General features: G+C 55.7%; 14 protein-coding genes. 11 read left to right on the top strand and 3 right to left on the bottom strand.

What is annotated here, in order from left to right; genetic code table 11:
• Nucleotides 1-57 precede the first annotated feature (57 nt).
• Nucleotides 58-2616, bottom strand: coding sequence for an alpha-glucan family phosphorylase (glgP, locus tag WD823_RS11795; RefSeq protein WP_368429693.1), 2559 nt, complete (start codon nt 2614-2616; stop codon nt 58-60).
• Nucleotides 2617-2726: 110 nt separating this feature from the next.
• Here glgP and queA point away from each other — a divergent pair, with 110 nt between their 5' ends.
• From queA to WD823_RS11750, 9 genes are all read left to right on the top strand, one after another.
• Nucleotides 2727-3782, top strand: coding sequence for a tRNA preQ1(34) S-adenosylmethionine ribosyltransferase-isomerase QueA (gene queA / locus WD823_RS11790; protein ID WP_368429692.1), 1056 nt, complete (start codon nt 2727-2729; stop codon nt 3780-3782).
• Between the two features lie 48 nt (nt 3783-3830).
• Nucleotides 3831-4958, top strand: a complete 1128-nt coding sequence (gene tgt, locus WD823_RS11785; RefSeq protein ID WP_368429691.1) for a tRNA guanosine(34) transglycosylase Tgt — start codon at nt 3831-3833, stop codon at nt 4956-4958.
• 187 nt (nt 4959-5145) lie between these two features.
• Nucleotides 5146-5487 carry a preprotein translocase subunit YajC gene (gene yajC / locus WD823_RS11780; protein WP_368429690.1) on the top strand — a complete coding sequence of 114 codons (342 nt, stop codon included), beginning with the start codon at nt 5146-5148 and terminating at the stop codon, nt 5485-5487.
• Between the two features lie 90 nt (nt 5488-5577).
• A complete protein-coding gene (gene secD, locus WD823_RS11775) occupies nt 5578-7503 on the top strand; it encodes a protein translocase subunit SecD (protein ID WP_368429689.1) in 1926 nt (641 codons plus the stop codon).
• 9 nt (nt 7504-7512) lie between these two features.
• Entirely contained in the window at nt 7513-8445 is a 933-nt protein-coding gene (gene secF, locus WD823_RS11770; RefSeq protein WP_368429688.1) for a protein translocase subunit SecF, read from the top strand.
• 176 nt (nt 8446-8621) lie between these two features.
• Entirely contained in the window at nt 8622-9878 is a 1257-nt protein-coding gene (glyA, locus tag WD823_RS11765; RefSeq protein WP_368429687.1) for a serine hydroxymethyltransferase, read from the top strand.
• Between the two features lie 94 nt (nt 9879-9972).
• Entirely contained in the window at nt 9973-10536 is a 564-nt protein-coding gene (nrdR, locus tag WD823_RS11760; RefSeq protein ID WP_368429686.1) for a transcriptional regulator NrdR, read from the top strand.
• Nucleotides 10533-11633, top strand: coding sequence for a bifunctional diaminohydroxyphosphoribosylaminopyrimidine deaminase/5-amino-6-(5-phosphoribosylamino)uracil reductase RibD (ribD, locus tag WD823_RS11755; protein ID WP_368429685.1), 1101 nt, complete (start codon nt 10533-10535; stop codon nt 11631-11633). The genes nrdR and ribD overlap by 4 nt, the downstream gene beginning before the upstream one ends.
• Nucleotides 11634-11644: 11 nt before the next feature.
• On the top strand, nt 11645-12301 hold the full coding sequence (locus WD823_RS11750; protein ID WP_368429684.1) for a riboflavin synthase: 657 nt from the start codon (nt 11645-11647) through the stop codon (nt 12299-12301).
• 5 nt (nt 12302-12306) lie between these two features.
• On the opposite strand, the gene WD823_RS11745 is transcribed toward WD823_RS11750, so the two are convergent.
• Nucleotides 12307-12867 carry a hypothetical protein gene (locus WD823_RS11745; RefSeq protein ID WP_368429683.1) on the bottom strand — a complete coding sequence of 187 codons (561 nt, stop codon included), beginning with the start codon at nt 12865-12867 and terminating at the stop codon, nt 12307-12309.
• Between the two features lie 54 nt (nt 12868-12921).
• A complete protein-coding gene (locus tag WD823_RS11740) occupies nt 12922-14127 on the bottom strand; it encodes a serine/threonine-protein kinase (protein ID WP_368429682.1) in 1206 nt (401 codons plus the stop codon).
• Nucleotides 14128-14496: 369 nt separating this feature from the next.
• Here WD823_RS11740 and ribBA point away from each other — a divergent pair, with 369 nt between their 5' ends.
• Both ribBA and ribE read left to right on the top strand, forming a co-directional pair.
• Nucleotides 14497-15666 carry a bifunctional 3,4-dihydroxy-2-butanone-4-phosphate synthase/GTP cyclohydrolase II gene (ribBA, locus tag WD823_RS11735; protein ID WP_368429681.1) on the top strand — a complete coding sequence of 390 codons (1170 nt, stop codon included), beginning with the start codon at nt 14497-14499 and terminating at the stop codon, nt 15664-15666.
• On the top strand, nt 15666-16142 hold the full coding sequence (gene ribE / locus WD823_RS11730; RefSeq protein ID WP_368429680.1) for a 6,7-dimethyl-8-ribityllumazine synthase: 477 nt from the start codon (nt 15666-15668) through the stop codon (nt 16140-16142). The genes ribBA and ribE overlap by 1 nt, the downstream gene beginning before the upstream one ends.
• Nucleotides 16143-16151: the final 9 nt, after the last annotated feature.

The raw sequence follows: 16151 nt of genomic DNA, 5'->3' as shown, positions 1-16151 counted from the left end.
GCGCCATATCTGACGCTGATAACCTCCGGATAAGGCGATTGACGTGAACCGGACCGCTCAAATCCAGATCATGTATCCCGATTCGAAACGGTGCGAAAGCGCGGGATGGAACGGAAACATCCGGATCTTGTAACTCTGCAAACCCGGCAAACGCGGATAAAGGTCCAGCTTAAAATACGTTTCGCCATTGTCATTCTGTGATTCCGTTGTAAAGATGTGGCTGTCCAACCTGCTAAACTTGCCATCATCGGATTCTTTCCCCACGAGACATTCCACGAGCACGTCCTCCGGGTGCAATCCGCTCAGGCGGGCGGCAACTCGCAGCGGAAGTATCTCGCCAGCGCGGATTTCAGTCTGGGGACTATCGTCCCGCCACAGGCTGACATTCGGCCAGCTATGATCAAGCCGCTTGCGCCACTCGGAAACTTCCCTGGCGCGCGCGAAATTGTTGCCAGACATCATGAGATGCTGTTTTTTTGCCAGGGCGTAATAATTTCGGACGTAATCCATGACCATGCGTTGGGCATTGAAGCGCGGAATCAGCGATTTCATGGAATTTTTGGATTTTCTCACCCATCCCTCTGAATAACCGTGACCTTTGCGCGCGTAGTAAAGCGGAATGACCAGTTTTTCCAGGATATCGAGCAGTTCCTGGGCCTCTTCGCGGTTACGGTAAGCGCTATCGTAGTGCGGCCCATGCGGTGTAATCCCCCAGCCGTTTTCACCGTTGTAACCTTCGCCCCACCAGCCGTCCAACACGCTTAAATTAATGACGCCGTTGATACCGGCTTTCTCGCCGGAGGTGCCGCTGGCTTCCATGGGAAACTCGGGCGTGTTGATCCACACGTCGACACTGGTGACGAGCTTGCGCGCGAGGGCCAGATCGTAACCTTCAAGCAGAATAACCTTGCCTTCGAATTCCGGGCGGCGGGAATAGTCGTTAATTACCTGGATCAGGTGTTGTGCCGGCAAGTCATGCGGATGCGCTTTGCCGGCGATGATCAGCAACACGCGGCGTTTCGGATCGTTGAGCAGTCGCGCCAGGCGCGCCGGATCGGAGAACAGCAGGGTGGCGCGCTTGTAGGTGGCGAAGCGGCGAGCAAAACCCAGCGTCAGCACATCGGCATCGAGCGGCGTGAGATACTGTGTGTATCGCTCGATCAGCGCCTCACTGGTGCCGTTACGCCGGTGCTGAATGATGACCCGACGCTTTACTTCCTCGAGCATTTCCGATTTCAACGACTGATGCAGACTCCAGTAACTGTGATCCGGGATGTCATCGATATGCCTCCAGAAATCCTCGTTAAGCAGCTCATTGCGCCAGCCTCCGCCAAAACGCATGTCGAATACGTTGGCCCATTCGCGCGCGAGGAACGTCGGAACGTGTACGCCATTCGTGATGCAACCCACAGGGTTTTCTTCCGGCGGAATCTGCGGCCAGATGTACGCGGCCATGCGCGAAGCCACCCCGCCGTGAATGCGCGACACGCCGTTGCGGAATCGCGAACCGCGCAGCGCCAGACCCGTCATATTGAACCCACCCTGACTGCTTGGAGTAGAACCTAACGCCATCAACTGTTCCATACTGATGTCAAATTTTTTTATCTTGTGGCCGAAATAGCGGGTCATGAGCGCCTGATCGAAAATATCGTGACCGGCGGGCACGGGGGTATGCGTGGTAAACACCGTGTTGGCGGCGACCAACTCGAGGGCACTGTCGAAATCCAGCCCCTGGGCGACGAATTCGCGACAACGTTCGAGTATCATAAATGCCGCGTGGCCTTCGTTGATGTGCCACACCGTCGGCTCGAGCCCGGCCGCCTGGAGCGCGCGCACCCCGCCGATACCGAGCACAATCTCCTGTTGAATTCGTGTATCGATATCGCCGCCATAGAGTTGATAGGTGATGTGGCGGTCGGCCTCGCCATTGTCAGGCAGGTCACTGTCAAGCAGGTACAGGGAGATATGTCCGGCCCGGGCTTTCCATACCTTGAGCATCACGCGCCGTCCGGGCAGGCCGATCTCCACGTGGATTTCCTCGCCTTTGGCGTTCATAGCCGGGAAAATCGGTAAATCGGCGAAATGGGTGGGCGTATAATGCGCTACCTGGTTACCGTGTTCGTCGATCGTCTGGGTGAAATAGCCCTGACGGTAAAGCATACCGATTGCGACAAAGGGGATGTTCAGATCGCTTGCCGCTTTGCAGTGGTCCCCCGCGAGGATACCCAGCCCCCCGGAGTAAATCTGAAAGCTTTCGTGGAAACCGAACTCGGCGCAAAAATAGGCGACCAGGTCTGCTTTCGGGTCAAGGTACTGGAGGATTTCAGGCTGGGTTCTTTCCTGGTGATAGGTATCGTAGACCGACAGGACGCGGTTGAAGTCTTCCATGAATACCCGGTCTTCAGCGGCTTCATTCAATCTTTTCTGCGACACCCGGCGGAGAAACACTTTGGGATTATGCCCGCAGGATTCCCACAGCTCGCTATCCAGACGGAAAAAAAGCCCGCGGACTTCACGATCCCAGCTATACAGCAGATCATTGGCCAGCTCCTGCAGACGCTGCAGACGTTGCGGCAGAACTGGTTGGACTTCAAGTGTATAACGAGTGCCCGGCATGATTCCTTTTATCAATTCTGAGCCAGTCTATGGCTGCCTCTTATTATAGTATGATGCTTTGTCAGGGTGACGATGTTTTTTCGCGCCTCTCGAAATTTCAGTCAGAGCTAATGCGTAGATCCGACTTCCATTATTCCCTTCCTCTAGAACTTGTCGCGCAATATCCGGTAACACCGCGCACCGCCTGCCGCCTGCTGACGGTGGACGGCGATCGTAGCATTATCGGTGACCGGCGTTTTACCGATCTGCGCGATTTAATGCAAGCCGGCGATTTGCTTGTGTTTAACGACACCCGTGTGATTCCGGCCCGTCTCATCGGGCGCAAGGAAACCGGGGGGGAAATCGAGCTGTTGATCGAGCGCATTTTGGGCACGCGCCGTGTCTTGGCCCAGGTGCGCGCGAGCAAGCGCCCGAAGCCGGGACAAACAATCACGCTGCAGGAAAATTTCAGCGCCAAGGTGAACCGGCGCGAAGGCGAGTTTTATGACCTTACGTTTGCCGGCCAAGACACGATAATGGAAGTTCTTGACCGGATTGGACATGTGCCTCTGCCGCCCTATATCGGGCGTCCGGATGAAGCCATCGATCGCGATCATTATCAGACGGTGTATGCGCGTCACCCCGGTGCCGTGGCGGCACCCACCGCGGGCCTCCATTTCGATGAAGCCATGCTGACCCAGCTCCACGAGCAAGGGGTGGAAACCGCCTTTATCACTCTGCATATCGGTGCTGGCACGTTTCAGCCGCTACGGGTGGAAGAGATTCACGAACATCGGATGCATTCGGAATATCTGCGTGTGACGCCCGCGGCATGCGATAAAATCAACGCGGCCAGGGAGCAAGGCCGGCGCGTGGTGGCCATCGGTACGACGGTCGTGCGCGCGCTGGAGACGGCGACGCAAAAAGGACGCATAAAACCTTACGAGGGTGAGACGGACATATTCATTTATCCGGGGTTTCGTTTCCAGGTCGTGGACGCGCTGTTGACCAATTTTCATCTGCCGGAGTCCACCCTGTTGATGCTCGTGTGCGCTTTCGGCGGAACGGAGCAGGTGCTCAACGCCTACCGCCATGCCGTGGAACGAAAATACCGCTTTTACAGTTACGGGGATGCCATGTTCGTTTTGCCTCAGAGAAAAGTGGAAAGAAAAAAGAGCAAAGAATAAATCTGATTTTCACTTTCCTCTTTTCTCTTGTATCTTTCCTCTGATGCTATGAACTTCGAACTGCTTAACACCGACGGTAACGCCCGCCGAGGGCAAATGACGTTCGCTCGGGGAACCGTTGAGACGCCGGCCTTCATGCCGGTCGGGACCTATGGCACGGTAAAGGGCATGACGCCGGAGGAATTGCGTGCCGGCGGGGCAGAGATGATACTCGGGAATACTTTCCACCTGATGCTCCGGCCGGGTCTGGAGGCGATCAAGGCGCATGGGGGCCTGCATCGATTCATGCATTGGGATGGTCCGTTGCTTACCGACTCCGGCGGATTCCAGGTGTGGAGTCTGGGACCGATGCGCAAACTGAGCGAGCAAGGCGTGTGGTTTCAGTCTCCGGTCGATGGTGCGCGAATTTTTCTTGGACCGGAGGAATCGATTGCCGTACAGCAGGCGCTCGATGCCGACATTATCATGATTTTCGATGAATGCACCCATCATCCCGCGACCGAACCGGAGGCGCGTGCTTCCATGGAACTTTCACTGCGCTGGGCCGAACGTTCGAAAAACACGCACACCGGCCATCCCGCGGCGCTTTTCGGCATCATACAAGGAGGGATGTACGAACATTTGCGCGATATCTCGCTCGCTGGCCTCAAGCAGATTGGCTTTGACGGTTATGCCGTGGGCGGGCTTTCGGTGGGCGAGAGCAAAAAAGAAATGTTTCGGATTCTCGAGCATATTTCCCCACAGCTGCCGGCGGACCGGCCGCGTTATCTCATGGGCGTGGGTCTGCCGGAGGATCTGGTCGAAGCCGTGCGGCGCGGCATGGACATGTTCGACTGCGTGTTGCCGACACGCAATGCGCGCAACGGCTGGCTCTTCACCCACGAGGGCAGCCTGAAGATCAAGAACAGCCGTCATGCCCGCGACACCGGCCCGGTTGACCCCTTTTGCGACTGTTATACCTGCAGGCATTACAGCCGTTCCTATCTGCGTCACTTGCAGCAAGCCAACGAAATTCTGGGTGCGCGGCTCGCCACCATTCATAATCTCCACTATTACCAACGCCTGATGCGGGGGTTGCGCGATGCCATCGCTGAAAAAAAACTGGATGATTTCATCGAGAAGTTTTATCGTATGCGCCGCCCGGAGCCCCCGGACAGCCCTGAAAACCGAGAATAGACAGGATTAACAGGATTAATTAGGATTTAGGATTAAGGATGCTTCTAAAAAATCTCTCCCCCCGGAGAAGAAGGAGTTTTCCAGTTATTTAGAGTTACTCTTAACATATTGCAACGGGTCAATTGGTTTTAATCCTGTAAATCCTGTTAATCCTGTCAATTTTCTATTTTCTTTTGAGGAATTATTAATGAACTTCTTAATCTCCGAGGCCTGGGCCGAGGCCCCGGCCGCCGCCGGCGCCCCGGGACAGGGTAGTCCGGTTGTAACATTCATCATGCTGGGCGTGCTGTTCGCGGCATTTTATTTCATTTTGATTCGTCCGCAGGCCAAGCGCGCCAAGGAGCACAAGACGATGATTGCCGCCCTGGCCAAGGGAGACGAAATCTTGACGTCGGGCGGAATACTCGGTCGTATCACGGAACTGGGCGATGTGTATGTGACAGTCGAGATTGCCGATGGGGTACTGGTCAAGGTGCAACGCCCGGCGATACAGGCGGTGCTGCCTAAAGGAACGATTAAAGCTGTTTAAAAATCACTTCATTCCTGTCATGAAAGTGATTGTTTGGGAAATTCAAATCTATATCCGCGCACACGGTATTCTCCATCCAAAAAATAAATAATGAATAAATATCCGCACTGGAAGTATCTGCTGATTCTCATCATCGTGGTGGTCGGGTTTGTCTATGCCCTGCCCAACATCTACGGCGAATACCCGGCGGTACAGATCTCGCCCACGCGCACCACTAAAGTCGACCGGCCGTTGCTCTCATCCGTCGAAGCGCAGCTGAAACAGGCCAATATCGCCTATGTCGAGGCATTTCTCGACGACAAGGGCGCCCGGATCCGGTTTGCTGACACGGAAATTCAGATCCGTGCACGTGACCTGGTGCAGAAATTTCTGGGGGACAATTACGTAGTGGCCTTGAATCTGTTGCCGGCCACACCGGGCTGGCTCGAGGCGCTGCGCGCCAAGCCCATGTATCTTGGTCTCGATCTGCGCGGCGGGGTGCATTTTCTCATGCAGGTGGACATGGCCGCGGTAATCAAGAAGGCAGATGAAAGTTACACCGACGACATGCGCCGTACCATGCGTGAGAAAAAGATCCAGTATCTGACTGTGACCCGGTTGGATCGTGGTGGCGTTGAAATCCGTTTCCGTGAAGCGGGTGAGCGGGAAAAGGGCCGCGACGCGCTGCGCAAGGAACTCCCTGACCTCGAGTTCGTTGAAGTGGATCGCGGCACCGATTTTGTCATCACCGCCAGAATGAAGCCGAGCGCCATAGCGGAAAAAAGCCGGTTCGCCCTGGAACAAAACATGAATTCCCTGCGCAACCGGGTAAACGAATTGGGTGTGGCTGAACCGATTATCCAGCAGCAGGGACAGGATCGCATCGTGGTGCAGTTGCCCGGCGTGCAGGACACCGCCAGAGCCAAGGAAATCATCGGGCGCACGGCGACACTCGAAATCAAGTTGGTGGATGAAGAGCACGATCTGGGTGGCGCGATTTCCGGGCAGGTCCCGCCCGGTTCGAAACTCTACAAGATGCGCGACGGGCGCCCGATCCTGCTCAAAAACCGGCTGATCTATTCGGGAGACAACATCATCGATGCGGCGCCGGGTTTTGACAGTCAGACCAGCAGCCCGATCGTTTCCATCACCCTCGATGCCCGCGGCGCGGCGATTAACCAGCGCGTGACCGGGGAGAATGTCGGCAAGCGCATGGCAGTGATCTATAGCGAAATCAAGTCGGAAACCAGGCTCGACGAGCAGGGTAGGCCGGTGCTGGATGCGAACGGTCGTCCGCTGCGCGTGACCCGGAGCGTGGAGGAGGTGATTACGGCACCGGTCATCCGCTCACAATTGGGTAAGCGTTTCCAGATCGAAGGCCTGGATTCGGTGCAGGAGGCCAATGAGCTGGCGCTGCTGCTGCGTGCCGGCGCTTTCGCCGCGCCTGTAGAGATTATCGAGGAACGCACCGTGGGACCTAGCCTCGGCGCCGACAACATCGCTAAGGGATTCAACTCCATCTGGGCTGGATTCGCGGCGATTGCGGCCTTCATGATCGTGTATTACATCATCTTCGGTTTAATTTCAGTGACGGCGCTCGGCGTCAATTTGCTGCTGCTGGTGGCCTTGCTGTCATTGATGCAGGCCACGCTGACGCTTCCCGGCATGGCCGCCATTGCGCTCACCGTCGGTATGGCCATCGACGCCAACGTGCTGATCAATGAGCGTATTCGAGAGGAGTTACGCAATGGCAATACCCCTCAGGCCAGCATCTACGCCGGCTATGAACGGGCGTTTGGCACGATTTTGGACTCCAATATCACCACCCTCATTGCCGGCCTGGCATTGCTTGTGTTCGGTTCGGGGGCGGTGCGCGGATTTGCGGTCGTGTTGTGCCTGGGCATTTTAACCTCCATGTTCAGTGCCGTCATGGTTTCGCGTGCGCTGGCCAACTTGTATTACGGCAGCCGGCGTAAGCTTGAAAAAATATCCATCGGCAATACCGCCTGGAAGGAAGCAGACAGGACCACAGGATAAAAACGCACCATGGAATTTTTCAAGATCAGAAACGACATTCCCTTCATGCACTATGCGTTGGCGTTCAATGTGATTTCGATCGTTACATTCATCCTCGCGGTGGGCATGCTGGTGGCGAAAGGCCTGAACTTCGGCGTTGACTTTACCGGTGGCACGGTGATGGAGTTGAGTTATTCCCAATCGGCCGATGTGCCCAAAATCCGGGATTCGCTGGCTAAACTCGGGCTGGAAGAGGTCGCCGTGCAGAATTTTGGCACCTCGCAAGATGTGCTGATTCGATTGCCGTTGAAAGCGAAAACCACCACAGCCAGGTTGTCCGAAACCATTATGGATACACTGCGTCAGGCGGACCCCACGGTCGAGTTGCGCCGCGTAGAATTTGTCGGTCCCCAGGTTGGCAGCGAGCTGGTGGAAAACGGCGCCCTGGCGTTGTTATTCGTTTCCATTGGCATCGTGTTTTATCTCTGGTTCCGGTTTGAATGGAAGTTTGGGGTCGCCGCCATTGTTGCCAACCTGCATGACGTCGTGATCATTCTCGGATGTTTCGCCCTTTTCCAGTGGGAATTTTCACTTCCTGTGCTGGCGGCGGTACTTGCCATTCTCGGGTATTCAGTCAATGAATCGGTGGTGGTCTTCGACCGCATAAGGGAAAATTTTCGCAAGCTGCGCAAGAGCACAACCGTGCAGATCATCGACAACGCCATTACGCGCACCATCTCTCGTACCATCATCACGCATGGCAGCACCCAGATGGCCGTGCTCGCGATGTTGTTTTTTGGCGGTGAGGCGCTCCACTATTTCGCGCTGGCGCTCACCATCGGAATCCTTTTCGGCATTTATTCCTCGGTACTGGTTGCGAGCCCCATCGTCATGTGGCTGGGCGTTTCGCGTGAGGATCTGATGCCGGTGAAAAAGGACACGCTTGAAGACGGCAGACCGTAATTCCTCTCGCTTGCCGCTTACGAGTTGATATTACCCGTCGTTTCGCGCGAATTGTCTATCCACTTATGCAACACCGGTTTGAATCGTATATCCTAAGCCGCTTTTCGGGGCGTGACCCCAATCACTGGGGCATATGTGATAACACGAACGACAATCGATAGGAGTACCGGGATTCCATGTTCGCCAAAGACATGACTATCAGGGGTTTCGACGATGAACTGTGGACAGCAATCCAGAATGAGTCGCGCCGCCAGGAAGATCATATTGAATTGATCGCCTCCGAGAATTACGCCAGCCCGCGCGTGTTACAGGCCCAAGGGTCGTTATTGACCAACAAATACGCCGAAGGTTATCCCGGCAGGCGTTACTACGGCGGGTGTGAATACGTGGATGTTGCCGAACGTCTGGCAATAGACCGCGCGAAACAGCTATTTTCCGCCGCCTATGCCAACGTGCAACCGCATTCCGGTTCCCAGGCCAACGCCGCGGTTTACATGGCGCTGCTCAATCCGGGAGAAACCGTTCTCGGCATGAGCCTCGCGCATGGGGGACATCTTACCCACGGATCCAAAGTGAATTTTTCCGGAAAACTCTATAACGCCGTCCAGTACGGTCTGAGCGACGTGACCGAGGAGATCGATTATGATCAAGTCGAAAAACTCGCGCTGGAACATAAACCCAAGATGATCATCGCGGGTTTTTCCGCTTATTCACGCGTCGTGAATTGGCAGCGCTTTCGCGATATTGCGGACCGGATCGGGGCTTATCTATTCGTGGACATGGCGCACGTGGCTGGTCTGGTCGCCGCCGGAATTTACCCAAACCCGGTTTCGATCGCCGATGTCACCACGACCACAACGCACAAAACGCTGCGCGGACCACGCGGCGGCATCATATTGGCGAAGGCCAATCCCGAGATTGAAAAGAAACTGAACTCGCTTGTTTTCCCCGGTACCCAGGGCGGCCCGCTGATGCATGTCATTGCGGCGAAGGCGGTGGCCTTCCGGGAGGCGTTGCAACCTGAATTTAATATTTACCAGCAACAGGTATTGAAGAATGCCCGCGCCATGGCGCGGGCAATTATGGATCGCGGGTTCAAGGTTGTCTCGGGCGGTACGGACAATCACCTCTTTCTGGTGAGCCTGATCGATAAGGGCATTTCCGGAAAGGATGCCGAAGCGGCGCTCGGTGAGGCCAATATTACCGTGAACAAGAATGCGGTACCGAACGACCCGCAATCGCCGTTCGTCACGAGCGGCATTCGTATCGGCACGCCGGCAATCACCACGCGCGGTTTTGGCGAAAAGGAAACCCGCGAACTGGCCGGATGGGTTTGCGACATCCTCGACCAGCTCAATGATAGCCCAGTCCGCGCAGCCGTGAAGACCAAGGCGCTGGAGATTTGTCGCAGGTTTCCGGTATATGAAACTTAGTAGCAAGTAACAAGTGGCAAGTAGCAAGTAGCTAGGAAAAATGTGCGTGAATTTTACTTGTCACTTGTAACTTGCTACTTGCTACTATTTTAATATGCGTTGCCCGTTCTGTTCCGCTGATGAAACCCGTGTCATCGATTCGCGGCTTTCCGACGAAGGGGATTCCGTGCGCCGCCGGCGGGAATGCGAAGTTTGTGGAGAGCGGTTTACAACATTTGAACGCGCCGAGTTGCGTTTGCCCCAGGTGATCAAATCGGACGGCCGGCGCGAACCGTTTAGCGAAAAGAAAGTGCTCAGCGGACTTTCCCGGGCGCTTGAGAAACGCCCCGTGGATACCGATGCGATCGAGAAAATCGTCGGACGTGTCCGGCATAAACTCATCGCCAGCGGCGAGGGCGAAGTCCCCTCGCGCAGAATCGGCGAGTGGATCATGGAGGAATTGAAAGAGCTCGACCCGGTGGCTTTTGTGCGCTTCGCTTCGGTTTATCGCAGCTTCCAGGATCTGAATGCTTTCCGCGAGGAGGTACAGCGCCTGCAGAGCGAGCCGAGCGCCGAGTTGCGCCGCAAACAGCTGTCGTTGATACCTGAGCCGGAGGTTCCCCCCAAACGAAACCAAGGTCCGGGAAGAAAGCCGAACTTGACGGGAAAAAAATCATGACGGTCTCCGCTGCGGATGCGCGCTTCATGGCGCGCGCTATGCAGCTCGCGCGCCGCGGCATGTATACCTCGGATCCGAATCCGCGTGTCGGCTGTGTCATCGTGAAGGACGGTAGAATCATCGGTGAAGGCTGGCATGAACGCGCCGGCCAGCCGCACGCCGAGATTAACGCCTTGAGCCAGGCAGGCAAGATTCATTCGCAGCGCGCCGGTGTGTATGTGACCCTGGAACCCTGTTGCCATTCGGGGCGCACACCACCTTGTACACAGGCGCTGATCGATACCGGCGTCATGCGCGTGGTCGCCGCCATGCGGGACCCCAACCCACAAGTTGCGGGAAAGGGTTTCAGGCAACTGGAAGCAAACGGCATCCAGGTGAATGTTGGCCTGATGGAGCGGGAAGCGGAGGCGCTCAATCCTGGATTTATCAGTCGCATGAAACGCGGTCGGCCTTATGTACGGGTGAAACTCGCCGCAAGTCTTGACGGACGGACGGCCATGGTGAAGGGGGAAAGCAAATGGATCACGAGCGAAGCCGCGCGTGCCGACGTGCAAAAATGGCGCGCTCGCAGTTCAGCGATTGTTACGGGAGTCGGCACGGTCCTCGCCGATAATCCGATGTTGACCGTGCGGGACATGAAGCTTGGCCGGCAGCCGTTGCGCGTGGTGGTCGACAGCCGTTTACGCACTCCGCCGACGGCGCGCCTGCTCCAAGGCGAGGGAAAGACCCTGATTGTCGCGGCCAATCAGGATGTCAACCTGGCGGAAAACCTCAAACGCTCCGGTGCCGAGGTTGCCTACATGGCGACGGAAAAAAATAACGTGGACCTGACGGCGTTGATGAAACATCTCGCGTGGCTGGAGGCCAATGAAGTGCTGATCGAGGCGGGTGAGACGCTTTGCGGTGCCATGTTGAAGGAGAAACTCGTCGATGAAATTGTGCTTTATTACGGTCCCCACGTAATGGGAAGCTGCGAACGTGGCATGTTCATGCTGCCGTCATTGACGCGTATGGCCAACCGCATCAAGCTTGATATCATCGATAGTCGACCAATCGGAAAAGATTGGCGGGTAATCGTAAAGGTAAGCGAGAAGTAACGGAATCAGCCATGTTCACCGGCATCATTCAGGATATCGGGAAAATCGTCTCGCTTGAGAACAAGGGGGGAGATGCTCAAGTCCGCATCGAATCCGGCAAACTTGAATTATCTACGGTCAAATCCGGCGATAGCATTTCAGTGAGCGGAGTTTGCCTGACGGTCTCCGCATCCCACGCCACGGAATTTTCCGCCGATGTCTCCGGTGAGACGCTGGCCCGCACCACATTGGGAAGTTTGTCTCTAGGCGACCCCGTGAACCTGGAAACATCCCTGACGCTGTCCACCCCCTTGGGTGGGCATTTGGTGAGCGGACACGTTGACGGATTGGGAAAATTGGTCAGTTGTCGCAAGCAAGGTCGATCGTTGCTATTGCGCATCCGGGCACCGGAGGGACTCAGCCGCTATCTCGCTGAAAAAGGCTCCATCAGCGTGGACGGCGTGAGCCTCACCGTCAATTCCGTGAATGGCCCGGAATTCGAGGTGAATATCGTTCCGCACACGCTTGCAAATACGACGCTTGGCAACCTCACTGCGGGGTCCATCGTTAACCTCGAGGCGGATATTTTAGCGAGATACCTGGAACGGCTGATTCAGTCAAAGCAAGCGTTGAGTAACGGGTCGGAGATTACCCGTGAGTTTCTCGCGCGGCACGGGTTCGTCAAATGATGCGATTATTTTCTCGAAACGACCTGGAAAGTCGCATTCGTTCTGGCGAGCACAATCCCCCGCGATTTATTTTTGGTCTTCATGATTAATTTACTGACGATTCGATAATTTCCCGGCGGCGCCTTTTCAGGAATAGGCAGGGGAAGTTCGGCGGCATAATATCCACTGGCCCGAAACTGATCGCCGACCGATTCCGTTTTAGTTGTAATCAGTTCGCCCTTGGCGGTATAAAATTCCCTGACTTCTTCCAGGACTTGACCGGTGGAGCTGCCACGCTGGATGTAGACCGCTTTGTGTATCGTAAGGTTATTGCACGGTTTAATGGCAGGCGGATCGATATCGATCTTGTATAGACGGATAGCGACCGGTTTTCCGCGCAGCGATAGTTTGGATAACCGTCCGACAGTTTCAGGATCTCCCGTTGCCGGTTGATATTGCGTGGTGTAGTCAGTGTCCTTGCGCTGTTCCTCAAACTGTTCACAGGTTTGTTCCTGGAATGTGGCGCAGCCGGATATCAAAAGGCCCAATCCGGTTAGCAATACCGGAAAAAACCGGCGAACCGACATGAGGCAAGGAAGATATTCCATGGCAAAAACTTGTTCCCTGAATTCCTAAACTGTCTATCCACCCCAGGCTTGGCGCAGCGATGCGTATTTGTCTTTCGATGGTTTGGCAGCCTGTTGCGTTATTTGAGGTTTCCGAGGAGACTGAATGGGCGCTTTCCGATTGGACGCTACCACGGTGGATTTATGCCGGATCGTTTTCTGCGCGCGTGCGGATTCGGCGATTGCGGATTGATGCCTGATTGTTTTCTGCATACGCCCGGTCTCGGCGATGGTGAATTCTGTTGGAGATTTGGGCAAAGGATAGAATTCAAATGCCACTGCGAGCAGGATCGCCGTTGCCACCAGCGACAAGTCCAGCCACTTCCCGCCCCAAATACGTCGTCCTGTCGTATCGGAACGCTGGCGCCAGGAATGTAACATGTCGGAAGTGGCATCGACGACGTACGAATGCCGGCGTTCAACGAGACCGAGCTTCATCAGATTAGCGCGAAATTCTTTCGCGCTCTGATAACGCCGGTTAGGTTCCTTTTCAATAGCCTTGAGGATGACCTGTTCCAGTTCGGGCGGGAGCCGGCGCTGGAATTCCTTCGGGCTGGGAGGATTTTCCATAACGTGGGCGTGCATGAGGGCGTAGTCACTCCGGCGCTCGAAGGGGAGGCGACCCGTGACCGCTTCGAATAGGCTGATGCCCAGCGTGTAAATATCAGACCGGCTATCGGTTTCACGCCCGTTGATTTGTTCCGGAGACATATAGAGAAGGGTTCCGACCATGGTGCCTTTCTGTGACGGATCTTGATTGTCCAGTAGCCGCGCAATGCCGAAATCCATCAACTTGATCTCGCCATGGCGTGTGATGAAAATGTTGCTGGGCTTGAGATCGCGGTGTACCACGCCCATTTGATGAATATATTCCACACCGCAGAGCGTCTGTTCGAAAATTTTTACTGCTTCGGAGACAGCCAGGGGACCGTGACGGCGTAAACGATTTTCGAGCGTTTCCCCCTCGACATATTCAAGCACCAGGATTTCTCCGGCGGGATGCTCCATCATTTCAAACAAGGTAATGACATACGGGCTGTTTAGACGGGCCAGTGCCCTGGCCTCGGTGCGAAACCGCTTCAGATAGTCGTGGAATTTGCAGAGGTGTGGCGGGAGCACCTTGAGCGCCACGGTCCGGTTCAATTCCGTATCGTGGGCGCGATACACCACACCCATGCCGCCGACGCCGACTCGGCTCAGGGTCAGGTAACGCCCGATCATGCTACCCGGTTCTAGCGGCTCTGCTGCCGTTTCCCCTGTGGAGGGCGATGCGGACTGCGTCCGCCTTTCTGCGAAACGGCCAGAAATGATGACGGTGCTCTGCAGTCTGTCACCCATTTTTCCTTTGGCGGACATCATTTAATTGCTACCGGATGAGAAACATATTCACGGATGCCACCCCAGGCGGAATCCGTCCCTATCCATTGAGTATGGTGGCGATATCTGCCGGATGAGGTGTCGCTGGATGAAAGCTCGAGAAATCCCGATAAGCGGTAACCCGGGTCGACCGGGCGATTCTGACGCTTGCAGCGCATCTGGCGCGAAAATAGGTGATAATACGCGCCCAATCCCTGTTTTTTATGAGATTTTATGCCGATCAGCCCGGTAAACGAGATCGTCGACGAAATCCGACACGGCCGTATGGTCATTCTGATGGATGATGAGGACCGTGAAAACGAAGGTGACCTGGTCATGGCCGCTATACATGCGCGCGCCGAGGATATCAATTTCATGGCACGCTACGGGCGCGGACTGGTTTGCCTGACGCTGACCCCCGATCGCTGCCGCCAGTTGCAATTGCCGCTCATGGTGAACAATACGGATCACCGACCCGTAACCAACTTCACGGTGTCCATCGAAGCCGCGGTCGGCGTGACCACGGGGATTTCCGCTGCGGATCGCGCCCGGACCATTCAGGTCGCGGTTAAAAAGGATGCCAAGCCGAGCGATCTGGTACAACCGGGTCATGTATTCCCGCTGATGGCTCAGCGCGGCGGCGTGCTCGCCCGGGCGGGACACACGGAGGCCGGCGTGGATCTGGCCCGACTCGCCGGATTGGAACCCGCCAGCGTGATATGCGAAATATTGAATGAGGACGGTTCCATGGCGCGATTGGGTGAGCTGGAAGCATTTTCCAGGCGCCATAGCCTCAAGATCGGTACCATTGCCGATTTGATCCGTTATCGCATGGAGCATGAATCCACCATCCAGCGCGTGGGTGAATGCATGCTGCCGACTGAATTCGGTGAATTCCATGTGATCGCCTATCACGATGATATCGGAGATGCCGTGCATCTGGCGCTGGTCAAAGGGGAAACGATTCGTAACCGCTCGACGCTGGTGCGGGTTCATGTACAGGAAAGCCTGCTGGATCTCGTGACATCGGCGCATCGTGCCGGTTCCTGGACGCTGCACCGCGCGCTGAAATATATCGCCAGAGAAGGGGCTGGAATCGTCGTTATCCTTCAACAGCAGGAGAAACCATCCGATCTCATGGAGCGCGTACGCCGTTTTCAGACACAAGACAAAACATTAGAATCGACGGGTGGTAGAAGGGAACGTGAGGAAATGCGCACATACGGGTTGGGGAGCCAGATACTCGCGGACCTCGGCGTCGGCAAGATGCGTGTATTGGGTCATGCCATGAAAGCCCCCGGGTTGTCGGGTTTCGGCCTCGAAATCGTGGAATATCTTGAGAGCGATGAGGACTTGTCGGCAACGTCACGGCACCAACAGAATAAAGAAAAGAAGGTATCCTGATGGCTGAAGTCAAAAATATTGACGGCGATCTGATCGCCCGCAACGCGCGGTTCGGAATTGCGTTGGGGCGGTTTAACAGTTTTATCGGCGAGCGGCTGCTCGAAGGTGCCGTGGATGCGCTCGTGCGCCATGGTGCTGAAGCGGCGAACATCGATGTCGTACGCGTGCCCGGCGCATTCGAAATGCCCCTCGTGCTTAAAACGATGGCCTCGTCCAAGAAATACGATGCCTTGATCGCGCTTGGCGCCGTGATACGCGGCGAGACTCCCCACTTCGAATACGTCGCGGCGGAATGTGCCAAGGGTGTTTCTCAGGTCAGCATTCAATACGATCTGCCGGTGGCATTTGGCGTGTTAACGGTGGATACTATCGAACAGGCGATTGAACGCGCCGGTAGCAAGGCCGGCAATAAGGGCGTCGATGCCGCGCTGACCGCCATCGAGATGGTGAATCTGCTGAAAAAACTGCGCGTGTGAGGGTAAAAC

This window comes from Sulfuricaulis sp., assembly GCF_040901545.1.
Taxonomy (GTDB): Bacteria; Pseudomonadota; Gammaproteobacteria; order Acidiferrobacterales; family Sulfurifustaceae; genus Sulfuricaulis.
This window is presented reverse-complemented; position numbering and strand designations above follow the sequence as displayed.